This is a genomic window from Acinetobacter sp. YH12254 (genome assembly GCF_013417415.1).
Lineage (GTDB): Bacteria > Pseudomonadota > Gammaproteobacteria > Pseudomonadales > Moraxellaceae > Acinetobacter > Acinetobacter pseudolwoffii.
On the sequence record NZ_VPEB01000001.1, the window covers coordinates 322,202 to 346,397 of the forward strand.

General features: G+C 45.4%; 19 protein-coding genes and 1 pseudogene. 15 read left to right on the forward strand and 5 right to left on the reverse strand.

The annotated features are described in order from the left end of the window. Positions 1-64: 64 nt before the first annotated feature. Positions 65-3,547, reverse strand: coding sequence for an Rne/Rng family ribonuclease (locus FTV29_RS01475; protein WP_159138789.1), 3,483 nt, complete (start codon positions 3,545-3,547; stop codon positions 65-67). A 766-nt stretch (positions 3,548-4,313) separates the two neighbouring features. Between FTV29_RS01475 and FTV29_RS01480 the strand changes: the two genes are divergently transcribed. The 7 genes from FTV29_RS01480 (at position 4,314) to FTV29_RS01510 (ending at position 12,121) form a co-directional block, all read left to right on the forward strand. After that, positions 4,314-5,270, forward strand: a complete 957-nt coding sequence (locus FTV29_RS01480) for an RluA family pseudouridine synthase (RefSeq protein WP_005095416.1) — start codon at positions 4,314-4,316, stop codon at positions 5,268-5,270. A gap of 195 nt (positions 5,271-5,465) precedes the next feature. Next, entirely contained in the window at positions 5,466-6,134 is a 669-nt protein-coding gene (locus FTV29_RS01485) for an HAD-IA family hydrolase (protein ID WP_159138788.1), read from the forward strand. 406 nt (positions 6,135-6,540) lie between these two features. After that, positions 6,541-7,338, forward strand: a complete 798-nt coding sequence (locus FTV29_RS01490) for a 2-keto-4-pentenoate hydratase (protein WP_005095421.1) — start codon at positions 6,541-6,543, stop codon at positions 7,336-7,338. A 24-nt stretch (positions 7,339-7,362) separates the two neighbouring features. Further along, on the forward strand, positions 7,363-8,256 hold the full coding sequence (locus FTV29_RS01495) for an acetaldehyde dehydrogenase (acetylating) (RefSeq protein WP_159138787.1): 894 nt from the start codon (positions 7,363-7,365) through the stop codon (positions 8,254-8,256). 11 nt (positions 8,257-8,267) lie between these two features. After that, a complete protein-coding gene (gene dmpG, locus FTV29_RS01500) occupies positions 8,268-9,287 on the forward strand; it encodes a 4-hydroxy-2-oxovalerate aldolase (protein ID WP_004278525.1) in 1,020 nt (339 codons plus the stop codon). A 429-nt stretch (positions 9,288-9,716) separates the two neighbouring features. Then, positions 9,717-10,976, forward strand: coding sequence for an OprD family outer membrane porin (locus tag FTV29_RS01505; RefSeq protein WP_159138795.1), 1,260 nt, complete (start codon positions 9,717-9,719; stop codon positions 10,974-10,976). A 284-nt stretch (positions 10,977-11,260) separates the two neighbouring features. Then, complete coding sequence (locus FTV29_RS01510; protein ID WP_005095425.1) at positions 11,261-12,121, forward strand: alpha/beta fold hydrolase; 861 nt, start codon at positions 11,261-11,263, stop codon at positions 12,119-12,121. A 379-nt stretch (positions 12,122-12,500) separates the two neighbouring features. On the opposite strand, the gene hcaR is transcribed toward FTV29_RS01510, so the two are convergent. Then, positions 12,501-13,409 (reverse strand): DNA-binding transcriptional regulator HcaR, encoded by a 909-nt coding sequence (gene hcaR, locus FTV29_RS01515; RefSeq protein WP_005172878.1) that lies wholly within the window; start codon positions 13,407-13,409, stop codon positions 12,501-12,503. A gap of 280 nt (positions 13,410-13,689) precedes the next feature. Between hcaR and hcaE the strand changes: the two genes are divergently transcribed. The 8 genes from hcaE (at position 13,690) to FTV29_RS01555 (ending at position 21,802) form a co-directional block, all read left to right on the forward strand. Then, positions 13,690-15,057: a 3-phenylpropionate/cinnamic acid dioxygenase subunit alpha gene (gene hcaE / locus FTV29_RS01520; protein WP_005095430.1), complete on the forward strand. Its 1,368-nt coding sequence runs from the start codon at positions 13,690-13,692 to the stop codon at positions 15,055-15,057. Next, the gene (hcaF, locus tag FTV29_RS01525; RefSeq protein WP_005095432.1) at positions 15,054-15,572 is read left to right on the forward strand and encodes a 3-phenylpropionate/cinnamic acid dioxygenase subunit beta; all 519 of its coding nucleotides are present in this window, start codon (positions 15,054-15,056) and stop codon (positions 15,570-15,572) included. The genes hcaE and hcaF overlap by 4 nt, the downstream gene beginning before the upstream one ends. Continuing rightward, positions 15,572-15,898, forward strand: coding sequence for a 3-phenylpropionate/cinnamic acid dioxygenase ferredoxin subunit (gene hcaC / locus FTV29_RS01530; RefSeq protein WP_005095433.1), 327 nt, complete (start codon positions 15,572-15,574; stop codon positions 15,896-15,898). The genes hcaF and hcaC overlap by 1 nt, the downstream gene beginning before the upstream one ends. A 2-nt stretch (positions 15,899-15,900) precedes the next feature. Next, positions 15,901-16,716, forward strand: a complete 816-nt coding sequence (gene hcaB / locus FTV29_RS01535; protein WP_005172874.1) for a 3-phenylpropionate-dihydrodiol/cinnamic acid-dihydrodiol dehydrogenase — start codon at positions 15,901-15,903, stop codon at positions 16,714-16,716. Between the two features lie 113 nt (positions 16,717-16,829). Continuing rightward, the gene (locus FTV29_RS01540) at positions 16,830-17,795 is read left to right on the forward strand and encodes a 3-carboxyethylcatechol 2,3-dioxygenase (protein ID WP_074383973.1); all 966 of its coding nucleotides are present in this window, start codon (positions 16,830-16,832) and stop codon (positions 17,793-17,795) included. Positions 17,796-17,800: 5 nt separating this feature from the next. After that, the gene (gene hcaD, locus FTV29_RS01545) at positions 17,801-19,027 is read left to right on the forward strand and encodes a 3-phenylpropionate/cinnamic acid dioxygenase ferredoxin--NAD(+) reductase subunit (protein ID WP_159138786.1); all 1,227 of its coding nucleotides are present in this window, start codon (positions 17,801-17,803) and stop codon (positions 19,025-19,027) included. Positions 19,028-19,338: 311 nt separating this feature from the next. After that, on the forward strand, positions 19,339-20,247 hold the full coding sequence (locus tag FTV29_RS01550) for a DMT family transporter (RefSeq protein WP_100534656.1): 909 nt from the start codon (positions 19,339-19,341) through the stop codon (positions 20,245-20,247). A 499-nt stretch (positions 20,248-20,746) separates the two neighbouring features. Continuing rightward, entirely contained in the window at positions 20,747-21,802 is a 1,056-nt protein-coding gene (locus FTV29_RS01555; RefSeq protein ID WP_159138785.1) for an MBL fold metallo-hydrolase, read from the forward strand. Positions 21,803-21,856: 54 nt separating this feature from the next. Here the strand turns inward: FTV29_RS01555 and FTV29_RS15225 are convergent. The 3 genes and pseudogenes from FTV29_RS15225 to FTV29_RS01570 form a co-directional block, all read right to left on the reverse strand. Next, positions 21,857-22,057, reverse strand: a pseudogene (locus FTV29_RS15225) (DoxX-like family protein); the annotation flags it as partial. After that, positions 22,047-22,490: a thiol-disulfide oxidoreductase DCC family protein gene (locus FTV29_RS01565; RefSeq protein ID WP_005172862.1), complete on the reverse strand. Its 444-nt coding sequence runs from the start codon at positions 22,488-22,490 to the stop codon at positions 22,047-22,049. The pseudogene FTV29_RS15225 and the gene FTV29_RS01565, both read right to left, overlap by 11 nt. Before the next feature lie 96 nt (positions 22,491-22,586). Continuing rightward, the gene (locus FTV29_RS01570; protein WP_005095448.1) at positions 22,587-24,107 is read right to left on the reverse strand and encodes a catalase; all 1,521 of its coding nucleotides are present in this window, start codon (positions 24,105-24,107) and stop codon (positions 22,587-22,589) included. Positions 24,108-24,196 lie beyond the last annotated feature (89 nt).

Genomic DNA, 24,196 nt, shown 5'->3' on the forward strand with positions numbered 1-24,196 from the left:
TCTAGCAAAAAAAACCTAGTCATCGAAATGACTAGGTTTTTTTATGTGACTGCAATTGGGCAAATTATGACTCAGTTGCAGTATTGGCTTTTTTCGGTGGACGGCCACGTGGACGACGCGGGCGAGCAGCTTGCTTCTCGGCTTTTTCCGCTTCGCTGGCTTCAGCTTCCTCTACGGTCGCTTCTGCCACATCTTTGCTTTTTGCCACAGGCGCTTCTGTTTCAGCACTTGCTTCAGCTGGAGCAGCTTCTTCGACCTGAACTTCAGCTGGTGCAACTTCAGTGGTCACTTCTACTGGTGCTGCGGTTTCAGTTGCTGGTTCCGTCGGCTGAGTATTTTCCGTCGTTTCAACCACTGCTTCCGATGTTACAGGTGCTTCAGTTACAGCTGCTTCAACAGGTTCAGCTGGTGCTTCTACTGCTACAGGTTCTGGCGCAGCTTCAACTGCCGGCGCGGCTTCCACTTTTGCCTGCTGTTTGGCTTGTTGCAAAGCCTGCTCCGCAGCCTGTTTGGCCAAACGGCGACGCTCACGTGGATCGTTGGCAACACGCTTGTCTGAGACCGGTTTTGGTGGGTTCAGGTCCAGGACTGGAGCAGGCTCTGCTTCAACCTTGGCTACCGTTACTTCAACATCACGGGTGACCGGTTTTTTCTCTGCAGCAGCAGGTGCTGCGGCAGCCACCAGACTCGCGTTGTACTCTTTCGTGAACTTTTCTAAAGCACGGTTGAAGGTTGGTAATAAACCAAACTGTTCGATCAGCACTGAGCAGTCTTCACCATAGACATGACGAATCAGGCTACCAATGGTGAACTGGCCCAAAGTTGGCACTTGTGACGGTGTTAACTGCTGAGCTGCAGGTTGTTGCGACTGTGCTGCACGCTGCTGGCGACGACGCTGACGCGGATCGTTGCTGGCCCGTGTTTTTTCAGACGTTGCTTCAGTCGCTACAATTTCTTCCACAGGAGCTGTCAAGGTGGCTTCAACCACATTTTCAGCTGCAGCCGCTTCAACTGGCGCATCTGCCGGTGCAGTGACTTCAACTGCTGGCGTTGCAACTGTAGCATTGTCATTCAATGCCACGATTTCGCTTTTTGCCTGGTCAATATTTACGACCATTGCTGTTGGCATCACATCCGGACGGGGTGCATCGACCAATTCAACACGAAGCTGCTTGTCATTGACGGCCGGCGCTTCAACAACTGCAGGAGCTGCCTGAGGCGCTTGTTCGTTCAGAACACTTGGATCGCGGTGGCGATTTGGGCGTTCCGGACGTTGCTGGTTGCGGCGGTCACGGCGCGGCATTGCCTGTTGTGGCTGTTGTTCATTGTTCTGAACATCATTTTGCTGCGCTGGCTCGTTGTGATGCTGACGGCGAGAATGACGCTTGTTTTCACGTGCTTCATGGCGTTGTTCTTGACGAGACACCTGAACCACTTCTTCATGCACTTGATGTTGCTGAGGTGCAGGAGCTTCAGACTGAACCTGCTCGCGCGGTTCTTTGTGCTTCGGGTTCGGGTTGCGCGGTTTCTTGTTGTGACGTGGTGCTCTTTCTTCACGCTCTGCCGGTTTTTCTGCCGCATCACGTTCCTGTTTTTGTGCAACAGTCGATGGTGCCAGGTAAGCATTATTGTTGCTTGATACAGCAGCAGGTTGTGCTACGTGCTGTGGTGCTGGCTGTGCAACCGGTGCAGCCACCTGACCGAACTGGCCACGACTTACCGCACCGCCATTGATCATTTGTTCAATCGCTGCTGCAGCATTATTGGCAGTACGTGATGGATCAACAGTCGCTGCCTGTTTTTGTACAAACAGGTTTTCTAACCATGCACATGGGCTGCTTGAAGCCACTGGAGCTGCTGCCTGTACAGGTGCTTGCTGTGCCACTTGCGGTTGAGCCGGCTGGTTTTGTGGATTGCGGCGTTTATTGTTATTACGGCCGTTGTTTTGTTGCGGCTGTGAAGGCGCTGGTGCTGCGTGTTGCGCATGCTGCTCTTCTTCTAGATGCCATTCAGAAGACTCATAGCCCAATTCTTTTTCACTTGAACGGGTCGCTTCGGTACGTTCATAGCTGGTTGGGGCAAAGCCTTCGGCATTATAGGTAATTTCATAATGCGGTGTTTCTAGATGTGGATGCGGCAATACTGTCACACGTACATTCGAGGTCTGTTCCAGATATACCAGGGTATGACGCTTTTCATTCAACATGAATGCAGCAATTTCGACCGGAACTTCGACCTGAACTTCACCTTGACGTTCACGCAGCGCAATCTCTTCCACTTTACGCATGATTGAAAGTGAAAGTGAACGCAAGTCACGTACCATGCCGGTACCATGACAGCGTGGGCAGACATAGCCAGTCGCTTCTTCAAGAGAAGGACGTAGACGCTGACGGCTCATTTCCATCAGGCCAAAACGTGACAATTGACCGAATTGAATACGGGCACGGTCACTCTGGGTCGCTTCACGAAGTTTCGCTTCCACCATACGCTGGTTGCGATCTTTGGTCATGTCGATAAAGTCGATCACCACCAGGCCGCCGATATCGCGTAAACGCAATTGACGCGCAATTTCTTCTGCAGCTTCAATATTGGTGTTCAGCGCAGTATCTTCAACATCACTACCGCGGGTCGATTTTGCTGAGTTGATATCGATCGACACCAAAGCTTCAGTTTGATCGATGACGATCGAACCGCCAGAAGGCAGTTTTACTTCACGTTCATAGGCAGTCTGAATCTGGCTTTCAATCGCGAAATGAGCAAATAAAGGCTCATTTAAGGTATAGGTTTTTAGTTTGTCGAGTTGACGTGGCATCACTGCTTTTACGAAGTTATAAGCTTCGTTATAGGCTTGCTCAGAGTCAATCAGAATTTCCGCAACATCATCACGCAGGTAGTCACGAATGGCACGTGTCACCACACCCGCTTCCTGATGCACCAACATTGGAGATGGGCCAGAACTTGCTGTTTTCTGGATTTGTGCCCAAAGGTCAAGCAGATGTTGCAGATCAAGTTGCAGCTCTTCTTGTGAACGGCCGATGCCGGCAGTACGCACAATCACGCTCATGCCACGTGGTACGTTAAGCGTCGCCAGCATTTCTTTCAGTTCTTCACGCACAGCACCAGAAATTTGACGGCTGATACCACCACCTTTCGGGTTGTTTGGCATTAAAACCAGGTAACGGCCAGCAAGTGAAATAAACGTAGACAGGGCAGCGCCTTTATTGCCACGCTCTTCTTTTTCCACCTGAACCAAAAGCTCGGTGCCTTCCGTGATCAGTTCACGGATATTTGAGGTCTGGCGTGGATCGGCTTTGTAATATGAGTTTGCGATTTCACGCATCGACAGGAAGCCTTGACGACCTGCACCATATTCGACGAATACAGCTTCTAAAGAAGGCTCAACGCGAGTCACGTGACCTTTATAGATATTGGATTTTTTTTGTTCACGGGTACGATTCTCTAAATCAAAATCGTAAAGACGCTGACCAGTGACAAGTGCAACGCGAATTTCTTCGGCATGTGTTGCATTAATCAACATACGTTTCATGGGTGTAACACCTTATAGTGATACACAGCAAAAAATCGCTATACACGTAGCGAACATCACACATCACGGATCAATGGCTCAAATCTGCAATGAATTTCATTGTGGTCTGAGTCTTTTCTTACCGGCTTCTACTTGTATAGATAGGCTTCGGTTTTGATTCACGTATTGATGATGGCAATACGGCTTCAATCTTTAAACGGATTAAAGTCACCTGAACGCTTCACTGGCGGACGAGCGGTGCATTGGATGTATGTAACTTTCACTGTCACATTGCTCGAAGATCATCCCTTCTTTATAGAAAGTGTCTTGATACGGAATTGTCGTCGTATCTTTACAAACTGTGCAGATCCAATGCATCGACGCTGTAGCCTGAAGTCGTCTTCAGGGTGCGACTAATCTGATGTGTATCAGTTTACGTTTAAAAACCAACGAAAGTTGGCGACATATTTTTTAAGACAAACTGATTTATGTACCTGAGGTACAATTAAACGCAACAGTTTGCTTTGTTTGCCGATATAATAAGCCTTCGGCGTCGGCATAATTCTTTGGGGACCTTCCCGTATCATGTGAGTCTTTAATTGAACAATCAAGTTCAGAAAAATCTGAAATGATTCAACTTTTACCCACAAACGATGGTTTCCGTGCGCTGACTATATCAAACCTTGCATCATCTGCCTATGGGCTAAGCTTATGTTTCTTGTGTAAAGCATAACCTAAGTGATCAGTTTTTAATCAATTTTAGTATTTTTTGGGTCATAGTAACTGTATGAATTCTACGCAACAATGGCAAAACGTCACTTGGTTTGAAGTGGATGAACATCAAGATGGACAACGCATCGATAATTTCCTGTTTAGTCGTCTGAAAGGTGTGCCAAAAAGCCGTATCTATCGCCTGATTCGTGAAGGCCAGGTGCGCGTCAATAAAAAACGCATCAAGGCGGAAACCAAACTGGCGATTGCTGATCAGATTCGTGTTGCACCGATCCGTTATGAGCAAAAAGATGAATCTGCTGCGCCCATTTCTGACAAGGTTGCCAATGGTTTGTTGGCCCGCGTGATCTATGAAGATGAAGGTCTGATGGTGGTGAATAAACCTTCGGGCATCGCGGTACATGGCGGTAGTGGTGTCGCATATGGTCTGATCGAAGGCTTACGTGCAGCGACTGGGAAAAAATATCTGGAACTGATTCATCGTATTGACCGTGACACGTCTGGTCTGGTGATGATCTCGAAAAAACGTAGCGTACTGAAAAGCTTACAGGACATGCTGCGTGAACATAAAATTAAAAAAACCTATGCTGCTGTGGTCAAAGGTAACGTAGCACTTGACCGTCAGTTGATTGATGCGCCTTTACATCGCTATGAGCTGGCCAATGGCGAGCGTCGTGTCTGTGTATCGCCGAAAGAAGGTAAAGAGTCGAAGACGCAGTGGAATGTGCAGGAACGCTTTATGCATGCCACACTGGTCTATGCCTCTCCACTTTCGGGTCGTACCCATCAGATTCGTGTACATGGTTTGAGTATTGGGCATCCGCTAGTAGGCGATGAAAAATATGGTCATGAAACTGGTTATAACGGGCCGAAACCGCGCCGCTTGTGTCTGCATGCCATGCGTCTGGAGATTCCGGGTTATGCCATGATTGAAGCACCTTTGCCGGAAGATATGCAGAGTCTGGTGGCGCAGTTAAGAGCACAGAAAGCGGATAAGCCGACGGCTCAGTAAAGACTTATTTTTTTTCTTTTAATAAATTCAATCCACCCTAACCCTCCTTTGAAAAAGGAGGGAATTCCCCTCTTTCTTAAAGAGGGGCTAGGGGAGATTTTAGGCATTAAACCTCTCTCTAGCCCTCTTCTACAAGGAGAGGGCTAGAGAGAGGTGGTAAAGCTACCTAACCTTGAATCAAATTTAGGAAACCTTATGAACACACCTGTAAAACTGGTCATTTTTGATTGGGATGGCACGTTATTTGATTCGGTCAGTCAAATCGTGGCGAGTTTGCAGTTTGCAGCACAGCAGTTTCAGCAGCCCTTAAGCGATGAAGACGCGAAAAGCATTATTGGCTTAGGTTTGCCTGAAGTGGCACAGCGTTTATTTCCGAATGTGCCTGAATTGCATGCCAATATTTTACAAAGTTATTCCGAACACTATGTGGCAAACTCTTCCGGAGATTCCTGGTTTGAAGGGGTGGCACATATGCTTGCAGATTTGCAGCAACACGGTGTGAAGCTGGCAGTGGCGACGGGTAAAAGCCGTAAAGGTCTGGATCGTGTCTTGAAGCAGACCAACAGTGAGCAGCTGTTTGTGACCACGCGTGCTGCCAGTGAAACCCGTTCCAAACCAGATCCACTCATGTTAGAAGAAATACTGGCAGAAACAGGTGTGCAGGCCAAACATGCGCTTATGGTCGGTGACACTTCTTATGATCTGGAAATGGCACAAAATATGGCCATGCCAAGTGTCGGTGTCAGCTATGGCGTGCATGAACCTGAGCTTTTGGCGCAATTCAATCCGGTCTGTATCGTGGATGATGTGACCGCTTTACATGCGGCATTGTTGGCTAAAGTCCAATGGAAACAAGTGATTTAATCTATTATCTTGGTTACAGTAAAAAATGGTATTTCCCCGGTTTAAAACTGCCGGGGAGCGCTACAGATTTAAGCATTTGCTCTTATCTTTTAGTCTAAAGTCACAATTATGTTGATTTTATTCGGTCGGATTAGCAGAGTTTTTCTGCTAAATAATGATGTATTTTAAATACTAAGATTTTGTTTTGTCTTGGTTTTTATGGATTTTCTTTATAGATAATAGCTATAGCAAAAAATAAAATAACTATTGGCATAAAAGCCGTATTTTTCCCATTCTAAAACTGTTTATTCCTATGCTCGCTCTGAGAAAGGTAATCCTGACGGATTATCGGCCTGATCATGTCCATATTTTCTGTCCATCTTAGATCTCAGCATAAGCCTAATTTTTGCAGTTTAAGGAAACATTGATGTCGAATTCTGCTGTTGTTGAATCAGTTGCACAAGCCCTTCGTAGCGCTGAATTATCACAAACTGCGATCGCGCCGATTCGCCCAGAACTGGGTGGTGAAAGTGCTGACGTAGATATTGCCTATGCCGTTCAAGAAGTGAATACCGAGCGCGCTTTGTCTGAAGGTCGCCGTCTGGTAGGCCGTAAAATTGGTTTAACCTCTAAAGTGGTTCAAGCGCAACTCGGCGTAGATCAGCCTGACTTCGGCATGTTGTTTGCTGACATGGCCTATGGCGATGGTGAAGTAATTCCTGCAGGTCTGCTGATTCAACCTAAGGTTGAAGCGGAAATCGCATTGGTAATTAACCAGGATTTGACCAAAGAAAAACATACCTATGCAGACATTATCAGCGCGACTGAGTATGCCCTGCCTGCAGTTGAAGTGGTCGATAGCCGGATCGAAAACTGGAAAATCAGTTTAATTGATACAGTTGCAGATAACGCATCTTCCGCAGCATTCGTTTTAGGTTCTCAACCTGTAAAACTTGAAAACCTTGATCTGGTGAACTGCAAAATGGTCATGACGCGTGGTGACGAAGTTGTGTCTCAAGGTGTGGGTAAAGCATGTCTGGCCAATCCACTCAATGCTGCAGTTTGGCTGGCAGATGAAATGGTACGCCGTGGTCGTCCATTACTTGCAGGCGACATTATCTTAACAGGTGCCTTAGGGCCTATGGTTGTGGCTCAACCAGGCGATGAATTCAAAGTTGAAATTGAAGGCTTCGGTTCTGTTACAGCTGCATTTGCTGCTGAATAATCGAGATTCCAAGAGAGTACATTCATGAAAAAGATTAAATGTGCAATGATCGGTCCAGGTAATATCGGTACTGATTTGCTTTACAAGTTACAACGCAGCGAATGGTTAGAGCCAGTGTGGATGGTGGGGATTGACCCGACCTCTGAAGGTCTGGCACGTGCTGCAAAAATGGGTTTAAAAACCACCGCTGAAGGTGTGGATGGTCTTCTGCCTCACGTGATTGCAGATGATATTAAAATTGCATTCGATGCAACGTCTGCTTATGTACATGCTGAAAACAGCCGCAAGCTCAATGAACTTGGCGTACTGATGATTGACTTGACGCCTGCTGCGATCGGTCCTTTCTGTGTACCACCGGTCAACCTGGAAGTATTGCTTGCGGGTGGCGAAGTACCAAACGTAAACATGGTCACCTGTGGTGGTCAGGCAACGATTCCGATGGTTGCTGCAGTTTCTCGCGTTCAACCGGTTGAATATGGTGAGATCATTGCAACGGTATCGACTAAATCAGTAGGTCCAGGTACACGTAAAAACATTGATGAATTTACCCGTACCACTGCCGGTGCCATTGAGAAAGTGGGCGGTGCGAAACAGGGTAAAGCGATTATCATCATCAACCCGGCTGAGCCACCACTGATGATGCGTGACACAGTTCACTGTCTGGTAGAAGGTGAGCCAGATCAAGCTGCGATCACTGAATCTGTACACGCAATGATTAAAGAAGTTCAAAAATATGTACCGGGTTACAAGCTTGTCAATGGTCCAGTTTTTGATGGCAACCGCGTGTCAATTTACTTAGAAGTTGAAGGGCTTGGTGATTTCCTGCCGAAATATGCGGGTAACCTTGACATCATGACTGCTGCTGCAGCACGTACTGCAGAGATGTTTGCAGAACACGTATTCAATAAAGACGCTTAAGGAGCAACCACATGTCTAAGATTATTGTTCATGATATGACTTTGCGTGATGGTATGCACCCACAGCGCCATCAAACCACTGTTGAGCAAATGATTGCGATTTCAACAGCACTTGATGATGCAGGCGTACCTTTAATTGAAGTCACGCACGGTGACGGCCTTGGCGGTTCATCCGTCAACTACGGTTTTGCTGCTGCGACTGACGAAGAATATTTAACAGCTGTTGTACCACGTATGAAGAATGCAAAAATTTCTGCATTACTTCTACCTGGTATCGGTACGGTTGACCATTTAAAAATGGCGCATGAAATTGGTGTTTCTACTATTCGTGTTGCAACGCACTGTACAGAAGCGGATTGCTCAGAACAGCACATCACTGCTGCGCGTAAGTTAGACATGGACACAGTGGGCTTCCTAATGCTTGCTCACATGGCGACTCCTGAAAAACTGCTTGAAGAAGCAAACAAGATGGTGTCTTACGGTGCAAACTGTATCTATGTCACTGACTCAGCAGGCTATATGCTTCCTCAAGATGTCATCGATCGTGTTGGTCATTTACGTCAACACTTGGACCCAAGCATTGAGCTCGGTTTCCACGGTCACCATAACTTGGGTATGGGTGTATCGAATACGGTTGCTGCGGTACAAGCCGGTGCAGTACGTGTTGACTTGGCATCTGCAGGTTTGGGTGCGGGTGCGGGTAATACACCACTTGAGTTGTTCATTGCGGTTGCAAACCGTATGGGCATGGACACTGGCGTTGACTTGTTCAAAGTACAAGACGTTGCTGAAGATCTGGTCATTCCAATGATGCACAACCCGATCCGTGCCGATCGTGATGCAGCAACTTTGGGTTATGCGGGTGTGTATTCTTCATTCCTGCTGTTTGCTAAACGCGCTGAAGCAAAATATGGCGTTTCTGCACGTGAAATCCTGATGGAGCTTGGTCGTCGTGGTACGGTCGGTGGTCAGGAAGACATGATTGAAGATTTAGCATTAACCATGTCTAAAGCGCGTGAGTTACAAGCTTAACTTTTAATCGCTCAGTATTAAAATAAGTTTGATAAAAAAGCATCCAAATTGGGTGCTTTTTTATTTTAAATGAGACTGATTAATATATTAAAACTCTGGGGTGAGATGTTTTAGTGATAATATTGTAGGGCGATTATTTTGGCTTTATATTTTCCTTAAACATAAAAACGATAAATAAAAAATGGCTGCTGAAAGATTTTAAAAAATTTACTCTTATTAATAGAAGAAACAAAAGTTTGAATTAAATATCTGGTCAATTTTTTATTTTAATTAATCGTTTTAAAATCTAAGCGATTGGTTGCTTGAGGAGAGTTCTGAAATATCGGCCGATGAAAGCAGAAAATCTTAATACTGTGGTCGGATTTTTTATTTAAATCGACTTGCGCATGATGGCGACATAGATTTTATCTGTTAAATGGGGAACTCATGATGCGTCGTCAAAACTTATGGATAGCAATGTTTGCTGCGATAGCAACTTTAGGAACAACTGCAGCGAATGCAGATTTTATTGACGACAGTAATGTGCAATTAAAATTTAAAAATTTCTATTTAGATCGCCAGTATCAAGATGATGCTTCATCACGTAACTGGGGTTCTTGGTCACAAGGGGTGACTCTGGATGCCAAGTCGGGTTATCACGATATTGGCGGTGGGATAAAGGTCGGTGCTGATGTGCTAGTTCAACATGCAGTTAAACTCAAAGGTCGTGATAAGAATCCGGATTGGGTTTTACCGCATGATGGCAAGCAATCAAAAGACCATTTCGGTAAAGTCGGTGCAACCTTAAAAGCCAAGGTTTCAGAAACCGAATTAAAAGTTGGTGAATTACGCCCAGTGTCGCCAGTTTTAGTGTTTGATCCATCGCGTCAGTTGTTAACAACTTATAGCGGTGCATGGTTAGAGTCGAAAGAGCTTAAAGATACTAAGCTTACACTGGCTTATATTGACGGGATTAACAACCGTTATGACAACCAGTTCCGTGATTTAACCAAATTTAATCCACCACAATTTGATAATGGTGCAGAAGCGGATGGGATGTGGATTGCCGGTATAGATCACCAGCTGACAAAAGAGTTGGGTGCAAGTTATTGGTATGCCGATGTTCAAGACATTTACCAGCAGCATTATCTGGGTGTGAGTTACAAAATCGGGTTAGGTGAAAAAACCAAATTAGATAGTCATGTGCGTTATTTCAATAACTCCGAATCTGGCGATAAATTATATGGTGAGATCGACAACCAGGCATTATCGGTAGCTGCAAAAATCAATCATGGTACGCATACGGTCGGTGTGGGTTATCAGCAAATGTTTGGTGACAGTGCATTCCCGACATTGGGAGGCTGGGTGCCACAGCCTTATTTGGCAAACTGGGGAGTCGCAACTTTCACAGCGCCGGAAGAAAAGTCATGGCATGTGTCTTATGGTTATGACTTTTCTGAAGTCGGCTTGAAGGGACTAAATGCAACAGCGATTTATTTCAAAGGCTATGATCAGCAAGGTACCGGAGCATATCAAGGTCAGAACTTCAATACGGATGAAGTGAATGCAATCGTCAATTACACTGTGCCAGAAGGTAAATTAAAAGGTTTAGGCGTACAGGGCATGTATATTGATGTGAATTTTGCAAATCCAGCAAAACCAGACCTTCAGGAATACCGTGTAGCAACCACTTATACCTATAAGTTCTAATTCTGCTGCCTTGATCAAGAGCGCTATCCGGTGTAGCGCTGTTTTTCTATCTGCACATAAACTAAATCCTGAAAATAAATAAGGATTTTGATATTAAAATAACCATATAAAACATAAACTTAAATTATATTTATTTTGTAGTGTGCAATCGTAATTTTGTATCAGTTGACCCGTCTTGAGCGGTTAAGATAAGGATGTAAAAAAGTCATTTTAATGAGTCAACTTGACGTCGAATTCTTGAAAAGAGAGGGACACGCAAGCGAAAGACTGTAAGAGGAAGTAATATGAGCACTGTTCAAATCCCTGACTATCAAACAGATCCGTTCTTTGGCTTGGAAGACAAATGGATTGAAACTGCTGAAGGTGAGTTGACCCATTACCACGAAATTGGTGAAGGTACGCCTATTCTATTTTTACACGGTTCAGGCACAGGTGTATCTGCTGCGGCAAACTGGTGGTTAAACCTGCCACAAATTGGTGAGCAAGCACGTTGCATCGCGATTGATACCATTGGTTATGGCCAAACTGTGGTTGCGCCAAACACTGAATATGGTATTCGTGCCTGGGTGGACCATGCGATCCGTACGCTAGATGCTTTGGGTATCGAAAAAACCTGGTTAGTGGGTAACTCTTTAGGTGGCTGGTTGGCATTCCAGTTGGCACTGGATTATCCAGAGCGCGTTTTGGGTATCGTGTCTATGGGGACAGGCGGTGCGAAACAAACTGCTGCACTCAAAGCGCATGCAAACCCGGTGTTGACTGAAGAAGGCATCAAGAAAACCTTGTCAATGTTTGTGGTAAATAAAGACTTGATCACGGATGAACTGGTTAAAGTTCGCTTTGCTTCTGCTGCAAATGACTATGCATCAAATCGTTTGATGGATGTAGTTGGCGCACGTGACCGTGACCGTTTCGAATTCCCGCTTGATTTCGAAAAAATGAAAGATATTACTGTGCCAGTGTTACTGATTCATGGTACGCAAGATGTGGTCATTCCAGTATCACGTACTTGGGACATCCTGAATGTGGTTCCAAATGCTGATGCGCACATCTTCAGCCAATGTGGTCACTGGTCTCAAGTTGAGAAAGCAGACGAATTCAATACTGTGATCAAAAACTATCTTGCTGTTCACGGCGTAAAATAATTTTACCGTGTTTTAAAAAGGGATGGCTTCGGTCATCCTTTTTTTGTGGGCAAAATATTGAACAGAATGTATTTAAGTGCATATGATTCTCATTTGTATAGGTTGATGTAAAAATCTAATTATTTTTAGCAAGTTATTAAATTTAAGCCGAGAAAAAACTGACTTAACTTTTATTAGACTTAAGTTGTAAATGAAGGGAGTTTAGGGTGAAAAACAGGCAGTATTAGCCTAGATCAGGCGACCAATTAAGGAGCTACAGATTGATCCTTTATCAAAAAATAGAATTTAAAATAAATTTTTTAGCAAAAAATGATAAAACAAAAAAGCACATGCCACTCAAAAGTTGAATGGCATATGCTTGATCGGGGATGGAGCGGGATTAGTCCTGTTCGTCGCGGTTAATGTCCAGATAAAACACCCGGGTTAATAGCTCAAGGAATTTGGTTACCGCATAGGATTTGTTGTTTTTGTGGTAACTGACATACAGATCCAGATATGGCAGTTCCACGTCCAGAGGGCGAATTACGGTATTGTCCATGGTCAGCGGTACAATATAGCCCGGTAATATGGTGCAGCCCAAGCCAATACCAATCGAGTTGATATTGAACAGGATGTTATCCGCTTTCTGTACGATGTTGAGCTCAACATTATTGGCTTTGGCAAAGTCCAGAATGGCATGATGCAAAGTATGTGACTGCTCTGCTGATGGAATAATAAAATCAATACCATTCAATGCTTTAACTGGAATTCTCTCGTATTTTGCCAATGGGTGATCTTTAGGTAATATAAAAATCAAAGGCTCACGAATTACAAACTGGCTTTCAATTTCATCACTATTGAAGTTATGACGGGTAAAAGTCAGATCCAGATCACCTTTTTTCAACAGACGCATTTGTTCATTATTGTTCAGGCTGAGCAATTCAATTTTTAAATCCGGATTTTGCACACGCAGATTTGGCAAGATATACGGGAAGATTTTCATCTCGGCCACCGGAACAAAACCAATCCGTAGCATTTGCTGCTTGGCTTGTGACACCTGACGTGCCATGGCAACGGCCTTGTCTGCTTGTGCCAAGGTCAGGCGCGCCTGTTCCAGAAATACGGCACCTTCTTCGGTCAGCTCCACTTTACGTTTGGTTCGGTTGAGTAGCTTGACGCCGACATCTTCTTCCAGGTCTTTGATTTGCTGGCTAAGTGAGGGTTGAGCCGTATAAAGTTTAAGTGCTGCCTTACTAAAGTTCAGTTCTTCAGCAACGGTGATAAAGTAGCGAAGGTGTCGTAATTCCATGTCATCAGCCCGAAGAGTAATCCAAAAAATGTCTTACTATAATTTCATAGAAGTATAATCTATAAACAACTATGTCGTGAAGGTTATTTTGATATTTAGAAAGTAAATACTCTTGAGATATTTATTAATGTTTTAATATCAGAACAAGCACGTGGAATAATTGCTTAAAGCTATTAATTGAAACAAAAAAAATATTTCCCCAAAATCAATCCAAAATCCATTATCCATTCGAATTGAGTCTATTTACTTTGTGCCTTGATGGGTCACAGGAGAGCTTTTCATGAGTGGAAAAATTGATGTGCGTGAAATCGACGCTTTAGTCGATGCACAAAATGGGCGTATCACTCCATCTATCTATACAGATCCAGATATTTACGAATTAGAACTTGAACGCGTTTTTGGCCGTACTTGGTTGTTCCTTTGTCATGAAAGCCAGATTCCAAAGGCGGGTGACTTCTTCAATACCTATATGGGTGAAGATCCGATCATCGTGGCACGTCAAAAAGATGGCTCAATCAAAGCATTCTTAAACCAGTGCCGTCACCGTTCTATGCGTGTGAGTTTCGCAGACTGTGGTAATACCCGTGCATTCACTTGCCCATACCACGGCTGGTCTTATGGCATTGACGGTTCTTTAAAAGACATTCCGCTTGAAGAACGTGCTTACCCACAAGGTGCATGTAAAGAGCAATGGGGCTTGGTCGAAGTGAATCGTGTCAAGTCTTACAAAGGCCTGGTATTTGCTTGTTGGGATGAAACCACACCTGATCTTGAAGAATACATGGGCGATATCGCCTGGTATCTAGATGGTGTACTTGACCGTCGTCCAGGTGGTACAGAAATTATCGGTGGTGTACACAAATGGGAAATCGAGTGTAACTGGAAATTTGCAGCGGAACAGTTTGCATCTGACCAGTATCATGCCTTGTTCTCTCATGCATCTGCGATCCAAGTCCTTGGCGCAAAACCAGATGATGAAGCATCGAAAAAACTTGGTGCTGCACAAACGGCTCGTCCAGTTTGGGAAACGGCTAAAGATGCACTTCAGTACGGTTCACGTGGTCACGGTTCAGGTTTCTTCTTTACAGAGAAACCAGATGCAAACGTATGGGTCGACGGTGAAGTAGCCAACTACTTCCGCGAAACTTATGAAGAAGTGAAAGAGCGTTTAGGTGAAGTCCGTGCCCTGCGTCTTGCAGGTCATAACACCATGTTCCCGACCTTGTCTTGGTTGAACGGTACGGCAACGCTTCGTGTATGGCACCCACGTGGTCCAAACAAAACTGAAGTATGGGCATTCTGTATTGCGGATGCTGAAGCATCACAAGAAGTGAAAGAAGCATTTGAACGTTCTGCAACGCGTGCTTTCGGTCCTGCTGGTTTCCTAGAGCAAGATGACTCTGAAAACTGGATCGAAATCCAGAAAGTTTTACGTGGTTATAAAGCCCGTCAAAACAAACTCATTATGGAAATGGGTAAAGGTAACGAGAAAATCCGTGAAGACGGTATTCCGGGGATCACCAACTATATTTTCTCTGAAACTGCAGCACGTGGCATGTACCGCCGCTGGGCAGATTTATTGATCCATGAAAAATGGGAAGACGTTGAAGCAGCAGCTGACGCATACGAGAAGGAGCTTATGAAATGAGTCAAGTGAGTTTAGAACTTCATCATCAAATCAGTCAGTTCCTGTATCGCGAAGCAAAATTGCTGGACGACTGGAAATTCCGCGATTGGTTGGATACCTTGGCTGAAGATATTTCTTATACGCTACGTACCACACCAAACGCGCAAACCCGTGACCGTCGCCGTTCAGTTGAGCCACCGACGACTTGGGTATTCAACGATACCAAAGACCTTTTAGAGCGTCGTGTCGCACGTCTTGAAACCGGTATGGCTTGGGCTGAAGAGCCTCCATCACGTACCACTCACATGGTGAGCAACGTGATCGTAGAGCCAGCTGAAGTTGAAGGCGAATACGACGTATATGTAACCTATTTGCTATATCGTACGCAAAAAGAGAAAGACATTGTCATTTACTGCGGTAAACGCCATGACAAGATCCGTAAAGTTGAAGGCGGCCTCGGCTTCCAGATCTTCAACCGTAAGATCATGCTGGATCAAGCGACCTATAGCTCACATAACCTGAGTGTATTCTTCTAATGAATAAGATTTTTGTTTGCCAAGTTGACGAATTAGACGAAGGCGAAGCGCTAAAAGTAGATTGCGGCGTGAATGGTATTGATGCATTGGCAGTATTCAATAACGGTGGTGAGTTCTTCGCAATGAACGACCGCTGTTCACACGGCAATGCGTCTATGTCTGAAGGTTATCTGGAAGACGACGGTACAGTGGAATGTCCACTTCATGCTGCACGTTTCTGTTTGAAAACAGGTGAGGCACTTTGCTTGCCAGCAACTGATCCAATTCAAACATTCCCAGTAGTGGTTGAAGACGGCGCATTATATGTAGAGATGGCAGGAGAGTAATCATGGGTTGGCTACAAGGCGAAGTTGCACTTATTACCGGTGGTGGTTCAGGCTTAGGCTGGGCGCTAGTGGAACGTTTCCTGGAAGAGGGTGCACAAGTTGCCGTTCTTCAACGTTCAAAAGCAAAAGTGGAGGCATTAAACGAACACTTTGGCGGTAAAGTTCTTGCGATTGAAGGCGATGTAGCCAGCTATGCAGACAACGTTCGTGCAGTGAATGCCACTGTAGAGCGTTTCGGCAAACTCGACTGTTTCGTCGGCAATGCCGGGATCTGGGATCATTATGCCGATATCGTCAACACCTCTGGTGAGCAGCTGGAAAAAGCCTTTGACGAGATTATGGGGATTAATACCAAGTCACTCATTCTCGGCGCGAAGGCTGCACTGGAGGCATTGATCGCTTCTGAAGGTTCTATCATATTTACTTTGTCTAATTCGGCACTGTACTCCGCTGGCGGAGGCCCTGTATATACTGCATCTAAGCATGCAGGGGTGGGTATTATGAAAGAATTGGCCTATGAGCTTGCGCCTAAAGTACGAGTGAATGCGGTTGCACCGTCAGGTATGAATGTGAATATCAAAGGCGCAGCGTCGCTCGGTCAGGAAAATGTTGGCCTGCTCGATGCACGTGATCCTGAGAAAATTGCACGTGGTATGCCACTGAATTTCTTGCCTGAACCGGAAGATATGACAGGTTCATACGTACTCTTGGCATCTCGTCAAAATAACCGTCCTTTGACTGGCGTTCTGATCAATGCAGAATGCGGTCTGGGAATTCGTGGCTTACGTCAGCCCCGTGCCGGTTTCTTTGACGAATAAAAATCTGCTTTTAAAAATCTCCCCTTACCCCTCTTTATAAAAGAGGGGGAAAATCTCCCTCCTTTTTAAAGGAGGGTTGGGGAGGATTTAAGTCTTCCTTTTTGGAGTCTCTCATGGCCGTTAAACTTATTTGTGCATCGCACAGTCCTTTAATGGAATTTGCTTCACCACAGGAAAAGCGTAAAGAACAAGCCGTTCGTGATGCTTTTGAAAAACTCTCTGCTGAAGTAAAAGCTTACGACCCAACTCTGATCATCACCTTTGGTCCTGACCATTTTAATGGTTTCTTCTATGACCTGATGCCAAGTTTCTGTGTCGGTATTCGTGCCAAAGCTGCGGGTGACTGGGATTATGGTAAAGACAATGATCACATTGATGTACCTGAAGACAAAGCATTAGGTTTGGTTCGACGTGTACTAGATGAAGGTGTAGACGTTGCATATTCTTACCGTATGCAGGCGGATCATGGGGTGACTCAGCCATTACACTTCCTGTGTGACGGCAAACTCGATCGTTATCCAACGATTCCAATTTTTATTAATGGCGCTGCAGCACCGATGCCAACCCCCAAGCGTACCATTGCTTTAGGTCGTGCGGTCGGTCAGTTTATCAAGTCACTGAATCTTGAAAACGAACGCGTACTGGTTCTGGGTACGGGCGGTCTGTCGCATGATCCACCCACACCGCAAATGGGTTCGGTTCCACCACAAGTAGAAGAGTTCCTGATTGCAGGTCGTAATCCAACGCCTGAAGCACGTGAAGCACGTCAGGGCAAAGTCATTGCAGTCGGTCAGAAACTGGCAGCAGGCGATACTTCGGTTGCAGTTCCTTTAAATGCTGAATGGGATCGTGCACTACTTGAAACCTTCAAGAACGCTGATTTCGCGACCTTAGAAGCCATGACAGAAGATGAAATTCGTCGTGACGGCGGTCGTGGTGGTCAGGAAGTCCGTTCCTGGATGGCGGCATTTGCAGCCTTAAGCGAAATGGGCGAATACGACATGACAACACACTGCTATGAAGATATCAGTGAATGGATTGCGGGCTTCGGCATCGTATCTGCAGAGTTAAAAGGTTAATTGACATGAGCAACATCGAAACCATCGTAATTGTAGGGGCTGGCCAGGCAGGTGCAAGCGCGATTTTAGAACTTCGTGGCAACAAGTACGCAGGTAAAATCATTCTGATTGGTGATGAAACGCATCTTCCTTATGAGCGTCCGCCACTGTCTAAAGACGTGATTCTAAAACCTGAGGACACCAAGATTGAAATTCTGTCAGCAGAAAAACTGGCTGAACTTGGCGTGACCACCATTCGTGGCAATGGCGTGAGTCAAATTAACGCGACCGCGAAAACGGTTGAACTTCAAAATGGTGATGTTGTTGCTTATGACAAATTGCTTCTCGCAACAGGCGGTGCCGCGCGCCGTCTGCCAAACTTCGATGCTTTGGGCAAACATGTTTATACGCTTCGTAACCTTGAAGATTCACAAGCCTTGGTTCCTGTATTGCAAGCAGGTCAACGTATTCTGCTGATCGGTGGCGGTGTGATCGGTCTTGAACTGGCATCCTCTGCGCGTTACAAAGACTGTCAGGTGACTGTGCTTGAGCAGGGACCAATGGTAATGGGTCGTTGTTCACCGCGTATTTTAAGTGAATTTCTGCTTGAACAACATCGTCTGGCAGGCGTAGATGTTCGCTTAAATACTCAAGTTGCAGCTTGCCGTTTAGATGGTGAAGAAATTGTGGTGACTTTAGCTGATGGCGAAGAGTTACGTGCTGATGCTGTGGTTTATGGAATCGGAATTGTGCCAAACGCACAGCTTGCCATTGCAGCCGGTTTAGATGCTGATCTTGCGATCAAGGTCAATGAAAATTGCCAGACTTCAAATGCCGATATTTATGCAGCAGGTGATGTCGCGACACAACTTCGTGAAGACGGCGAATTCCGCCGTGTCGAGACTTGGGAAAATGCCAATCTTCAGGCAGGCATTTTTGCGCGTCATGTCATGGGTGTCGAACATCCAAAAGCCAATCCGGCCTGGTTCTGGACCGATCAGCTCAATATCAACTTCCAGTTTGTCGGTGATATGGCAGCGACCCAATGGCTGGTTCGTGGTGACATGGATGCAGCCAAAGGCGCAGACAATTCATTCGTGATGTATGGTGTGACCGATGGTCAAATCGTTGCCGGTATTACCGTGAATGCGGCCAAAGAAATGCGTCATCTGAAAAAAATGATCAGCAAGAATACGGCTTTTGAAGCTGAAAAACATTTGGATCTGACACAAGACTTACGCAAAATTGCTTAAGTTGTATTGAGATATCTTGGAACAGACCTATGTTTTGCATAGGTCTGTTTTTTTATGTTGATCGAATACTCTCTATATGATCACTACCTCAAGTTTCAGTTTTGGTTTGTATTACTTTGCGTAGGTAATGCCTCACTTTTGAGAGATGAGCCATACATGGCGCAAGGTGACAAAAATCTTTTTCTAAACTGAGGATATGTCCATATATCCCAGTTTAGCGGCGGCATCCATGCCGCAATCAGTATTGTCGATTGTGGATTTGAACGAGAAGTTAGTTCAACTCTTTCTGATTAACTTTAATTGAGTCTTTTATGAATTCAAATTCATCTCCCATGCTGGTGACGGCAAGTATTTATGCTTTACTGGTGCTGATTTGGGCCGCAACGCCTTTGGCGATTGTCTGGAGCGTGGCCGAGATTCACCCGATGTGGGTACTGATCATTCGCTATTTTGGCGCATCGATTATTGCGCTATTCCTGCTAAAAATCATGCGTGATCCTTTGCCTTTTGACAGCACCTCAATGAAAAGCTATCTGGCCGGCAGTCTGAATTTAATCGGTGCACAGCTGTTTATTTATCTGGCAGCCAATTATCTGACCTCAGGTCTGATGGCCCTGATTTTTGGTTTTTCGCCGCTGATTGCCGGTCTGATCGGGCATGTGATCTTAAAAACTCATCAGTTAGTGTGGCTGCAATGGTCGGGTATGGCTGTTGCCATTGCCGGACTGAGTTTTGTATTTTTAGATTCGGCAGACAGCAAGGTGAATCCTTGGGGTGTGGTGCTGATGCTGATCAGTATGGTGTCCTATATCAGTTCAATCTTCTGGGTCAAACAGATCAACGCACCTTTAAGCCCAATGTCACAAGCGACAGGTTCATTGCTGCTATCAGCAGCCGGTTCACTGCTCTTGATTCCATTTATCTGGCAGCATATGCCGACCCAGTTGCCTGGCACACAGGCGCTGATCGGGTTTGTATTTACCATGATCATGTCCTCGATTGTGGCGATGCTGTGTTATTTCTGGCTGATTCGGCGTTTAAATGCTTCAACAGTATCTTTGAGTAATGTCATGACGCCAGTCATCGCACTGGTACTTGGTGCGACTCTGAATCATGAAATCATCAGCAGTCATGCCTTTGCAGGAATTGCCGTGGTGATGTTCGGCATCATTATGTACTTTTGGAAAGAGTGGCGTGAGCAATACTTTTCCAAGCGCTAAATCTGTAGCAAATCAAAAGGGCGAAAGCCCTTTTTTATGCTTTAAATTTTTTAGATGAAAGAAGTCTATGGCTACATCCGTTCACAAGAGTTTAAGCAAGTTTATTTAGCAGATTGGCCAAATGTTAAAAATAGTAGATTTCATCGTCCGCACTCTCAATCGTTGCATAACTCAGGCATGCACGATCAAATCAGCACATTATGAGGATAAAATTTTGGCTGGAATCAGCAGAGTAGGGCTTGGTATGATTTTGTATTTTTTAAAAAACTGTATGCATCATGTTTTTCTCGACAGTACCCATAGTCCGGCCAGCCAGCAGGCTATCAGAGCGCTATTTTTTTGCTAAAATAACAAAAACATACATGATTGTCTGTGATGGATTTCATACTATACTCAAGTGCGCCTGTTTTTAGTTTGTATGCTCATTAAAAGATGCGTCGCCTGACCATTTCAAGCGGTTGCTGTCTTGCATATAGCGAATAATAAATAGTGGATGTTTATGCAAGATCTTCTCAAAACTAAAAAATTTCAGTTAACCACGGAGTCCAGCTGGAAACATCTCTGGTCTAAGCCGGTATTTGAGTATCTGCATTCAGATCATTTCAATGGACAACAGTTTCGTAATCTCGAGCATCCTGCTCGGGCGCACAGTCGTTTTGACTTATATAAATGGCTCATTACCCGAAAATCCAAAACCTGGAATATCAATCTCGACGCAGAACGTGCCGAGTTTTTTGCGCGACCGCGTGCATTGCCACAGCAGCGTCCCGATGCGCCTTTAGATGACTGGCAAATCTGGTTTATTGGTCACGCCACTGTGCTCATTCAAATCGGGCCTTATAATTTCCTGACCGATCCGGTCTGGGCTGAATATGCCAGTCCTTCTGCATCCACTGGTCCGCAGCGGGTCATTCCTGCCGGTATTGCGCTAGATGAACTGCCACATATTGATGCTGTGCTGCTCAGCCATAACCACTATGATCATATGGATCTGGCCACGCTAGAATGGTTGCATAGCACATTTGAAATGCCAATTTATACCGGACTGGGCAATGCCTGGTATTTGCCAAAGCACTATACGGTGCATGAGATGGACTGGTGGGAAAATGCATTTTTTGAAGAAATCCGCATTGTCTATACGCCGGCACAGCATGCCTCGGGGCGCGGTATGCGTGATCAGAATTGTGCTTTGTGGGGTGGCTTTTCCTTATTGCATGGTCAGGAACATTGTTTCTTTGCCGGAGATAGTGGTTATGCCTCGCATTTTAAAGAGGTTCGCAAGCGTCTGGGTGTGCCCCGAATTGCCTTGCTGCCCATCGGTGCCTATGAGCCGCGTGCACTGATGCGTGCGATTCATATGAATCCGGAAGATGCATTTCATGCACATCAGGACTTGCAGGCCAAATGCTCACTGGCGATTCATTACCGTACTTTCCAGCTTACTGATGAAGATCGGGATGCGCCAGAGCATGAATTGCATGAAATTATCAAACATTCTTCCAAGCTGATTAATCCGTTTTACTGCGTACATGAAGGCAAACGGATTATTGTCTAATGGCTTCACGCTGTTCTTGCTTGATGAGTTGAATGGCAAGCACAGAAAGCATCAGCCAAACAGCATTTCACCTATGCCAGAAAATCCAACCAAGACTTTGGCCAGTACCCGCTCAAAGCCCAGGTTTTGCCAGATTGTGATTTCAGCAGGGGACTGAAACAGTATTTTTGGAATCAGTCCTTGATAGAATCAGCGCATTGCCAAGCTTAGCTGAATGTTGCGAAGTGTTTGGGTGAAAACAGGCTCAGAATTCACGAATAGCATTTTCCAGAAAATGGTGTTTATTTTCGCTAGATGGAATCAGGCAATAATCAGTTTTACCAAATAGTTGGTAGCGCTTTAAAGCAACGCCACGATACAGAAAGTCGCGGATAAAACGCGGCACTAAATAGCCTGTACTCATTAAATTCAACGGAAAACCGAGATGCTGCATGACTTTTAACAGGGCAGTGGATTCGGTATAAAGTGTGCCAGCTTGGATGACGAGCATCGTGCTGTAATGTGCAGTGGACATCTGGTAATGCTCGAGCAGGGCAACACCTAAAGGGGATTGGGCAGAGACCAGTTTAAACTGTATCTTGTTATCGTATTGAATCAAAAATCGTGCCCAGCCATTACAGATCACACAAACAGCATCAAATAAAATGATGTCGTGTTGTTGAATGATGTCTTCAATATCTTTGCTCATCGTTATATTTTTTCTAGTGACGTATTATTTGTATACTGCTTGATATCACACTAAAAAACCACCCGAGGGTGGTTTTTTATATATCGCTAAGGCAGCTTAAAGCAAGCTGGCTAAGCCTTTGGCTGGATCGGTTTCACGAGCAGCCTGTGCATCTGCCACTGTCATGCCGAGTGCTTGTGCTACGCCTTCGCCATAGGCCGGATCGCAACTATAACAATTGCGGATGTGACGGTATTTAATGAAATCTAGTGCATCACCCATCGCGCCAGCCGTGTTATTAAACAAGGCCTGCTTTTGTTCATCATTCATCAGGTTGAACAGGGCACGTGGCTGGCTGAAGTAATCGTTATCATCTTCACGGAAATCCCAGAAATCGGCAGCACCGGTGATTTTTAGTGGTGGCTCTCTGAATTCCGGTTGCTCCTGCCATTGGCTGAAACTGTTCGGCTCATAATGTGGTAAGGAACCGTAGTTGCCATCCATACGACCCTGACCATCACGACGGTTAGAATTGACCGGACAGCGTGCAGCATTGACCGGAACCTGTGAGTGATTCACGCCGACACGGTAACGCGCGGCATCGGCATAGTTAAATAAACGTGCTTGTAACATCCGGTCCGGCGAGTAGCTGATGCCCGGTACCAGATTGCTGGGTGCAAAAGCCGCCTGTTCCACATCCTGGAAATAGTTTTCCGGATTGCGGTTCAGTTCGAACTCACCGACTTCAATCAGCGGATAATCACCTTTCGGCCAGACTTTGGTCAGGTCAAATGGATGATAAGGAACGGTTTCAGCTTCCAGTTCCGGCATCACCTGGACATACATTTTCCATTTTGGATAATCACCACGTTCGATGGCATCAAACAGGTCAGTCTGGCTGCTTTCACGGTCTTTGGCAATCAGTGCTTCAGCTTCAGCATCGGTGAGGTTCTGGATGCCTTGCTGGGTACGCATATGGAATTTCACCCAGAAGCGTTCATTATTGGCATTGATAAAGCTAAAGGTATGGCTGCCAAAACCATGCATGTGACGATAACCGTCTGGAATACCACGATCCGACATGACAATGGTCACCTGATGCAAGGCTTCAGGCAGCAGCGTCCAGAAATCCCAGTTATTGGTGGCACTGCGCTTGTTGGTTTTCGGGTCGCGTTTAACGGCTTTGTTCAGATCTGGAAACTTGCGCGCATCCCGCAGGAAAAATACCGGGGTGTTATTGCCGACCAGATCCCAGTTGCCTTCTTCAGTATAGAATTTTAGGGCAAAACCACGGATATCACGTTCTGCATCGGCCGCACCACGTTCACCTGCGACGGTCGAGAAACGCGCAAACATGTCGGTTTTCTTGCCCACTTCCGAGAAGATTTTCGCGCGGGTATATTGGGTAATATCGTTGGTCACGGTAAAGGTTCCAAAAGCACCTGAACCTTTGGCGTGCATACGACGCTCTGGAATCACTTCACGGACAAAGTTGGCCAGTTTTTCATTCAGCCATAAATCCTGAGCGAGTAAAGGTCCACGCGCACCTGCCGTCATACTGTTCTGGTTGTCGACCACAGGTGCACCCGCTTCAGTGGTCAGGTGGGTAACAGGGCATTTTTTAAAATCTTGGCTCATTTTTCCTCTCCAAGTTTTGAATATCTTGTAGCGTTTATCCAGTATTTATAAAATATTGAGTTATCTGCGAAGGGCATCAGGTTTTACTC

What these genes read in the sequence shown, in the direction of transcription:
- FTV29_RS01490 (WP_005095421.1), top strand. Translation starts at nt 6,541, where the DNA reads ATGTCGAATTCTGCTGTTGTTGAATCAGTTGCACAAGCCCTTCGTAGC.
- FTV29_RS01510 (WP_005095425.1), top strand. Translation starts at nt 11,261, where the DNA reads ATGAGCACTGTTCAAATCCCTGACTATCAAACAGATCCGTTCTTTGGC.
- FTV29_RS01495 (WP_159138787.1), top strand. Translation starts at nt 7,363, where the DNA reads ATGAAAAAGATTAAATGTGCAATGATCGGTCCAGGTAATATCGGTACT.
- FTV29_RS01555 (WP_159138785.1), top strand. Translation starts at nt 20,747, where the DNA reads ATGCAAGATCTTCTCAAAACTAAAAAATTTCAGTTAACCACGGAGTCC.
- FTV29_RS01505 (WP_159138795.1), top strand. Translation starts at nt 9,717, where the DNA reads ATGCGTCGTCAAAACTTATGGATAGCAATGTTTGCTGCGATAGCAACT.
- FTV29_RS01475 (WP_159138789.1), bottom strand. Translation starts at nt 3,547, where the DNA reads ATGAAACGTATGTTGATTAATGCAACACATGCCGAAGAAATTCGCGTT.
- hcaF (WP_005095432.1), top strand. Translation starts at nt 15,054, where the DNA reads ATGAGTCAAGTGAGTTTAGAACTTCATCATCAAATCAGTCAGTTCCTG.
- FTV29_RS01540 (WP_074383973.1), top strand. Translation starts at nt 16,830, where the DNA reads ATGGCCGTTAAACTTATTTGTGCATCGCACAGTCCTTTAATGGAATTT.
- hcaD (WP_159138786.1), top strand. Translation starts at nt 17,801, where the DNA reads ATGAGCAACATCGAAACCATCGTAATTGTAGGGGCTGGCCAGGCAGGT.
- FTV29_RS01485 (WP_159138788.1), top strand. Translation starts at nt 5,466, where the DNA reads ATGAACACACCTGTAAAACTGGTCATTTTTGATTGGGATGGCACGTTA.
- hcaE (WP_005095430.1), top strand. Translation starts at nt 13,690, where the DNA reads ATGAGTGGAAAAATTGATGTGCGTGAAATCGACGCTTTAGTCGATGCA.
- hcaR (WP_005172878.1), bottom strand. Translation starts at nt 13,409, where the DNA reads ATGGAATTACGACACCTTCGCTACTTTATCACCGTTGCTGAAGAACTG.
- hcaB (WP_005172874.1), top strand. Translation starts at nt 15,901, where the DNA reads ATGGGTTGGCTACAAGGCGAAGTTGCACTTATTACCGGTGGTGGTTCA.
- dmpG (WP_004278525.1), top strand. Translation starts at nt 8,268, where the DNA reads ATGTCTAAGATTATTGTTCATGATATGACTTTGCGTGATGGTATGCAC.
- FTV29_RS01565 (WP_005172862.1), bottom strand. Translation starts at nt 22,490, where the DNA reads ATGAGCAAAGATATTGAAGACATCATTCAACAACACGACATCATTTTA.
- hcaC (WP_005095433.1), top strand. Translation starts at nt 15,572, where the DNA reads ATGAATAAGATTTTTGTTTGCCAAGTTGACGAATTAGACGAAGGCGAA.
- FTV29_RS01480 (WP_005095416.1), top strand. Translation starts at nt 4,314, where the DNA reads ATGAATTCTACGCAACAATGGCAAAACGTCACTTGGTTTGAAGTGGAT.
- FTV29_RS01550 (WP_100534656.1), top strand. Translation starts at nt 19,339, where the DNA reads ATGAATTCAAATTCATCTCCCATGCTGGTGACGGCAAGTATTTATGCT.
- FTV29_RS01570 (WP_005095448.1), bottom strand. Translation starts at nt 24,107, where the DNA reads ATGAGCCAAGATTTTAAAAAATGCCCTGTTACCCACCTGACCACTGAA.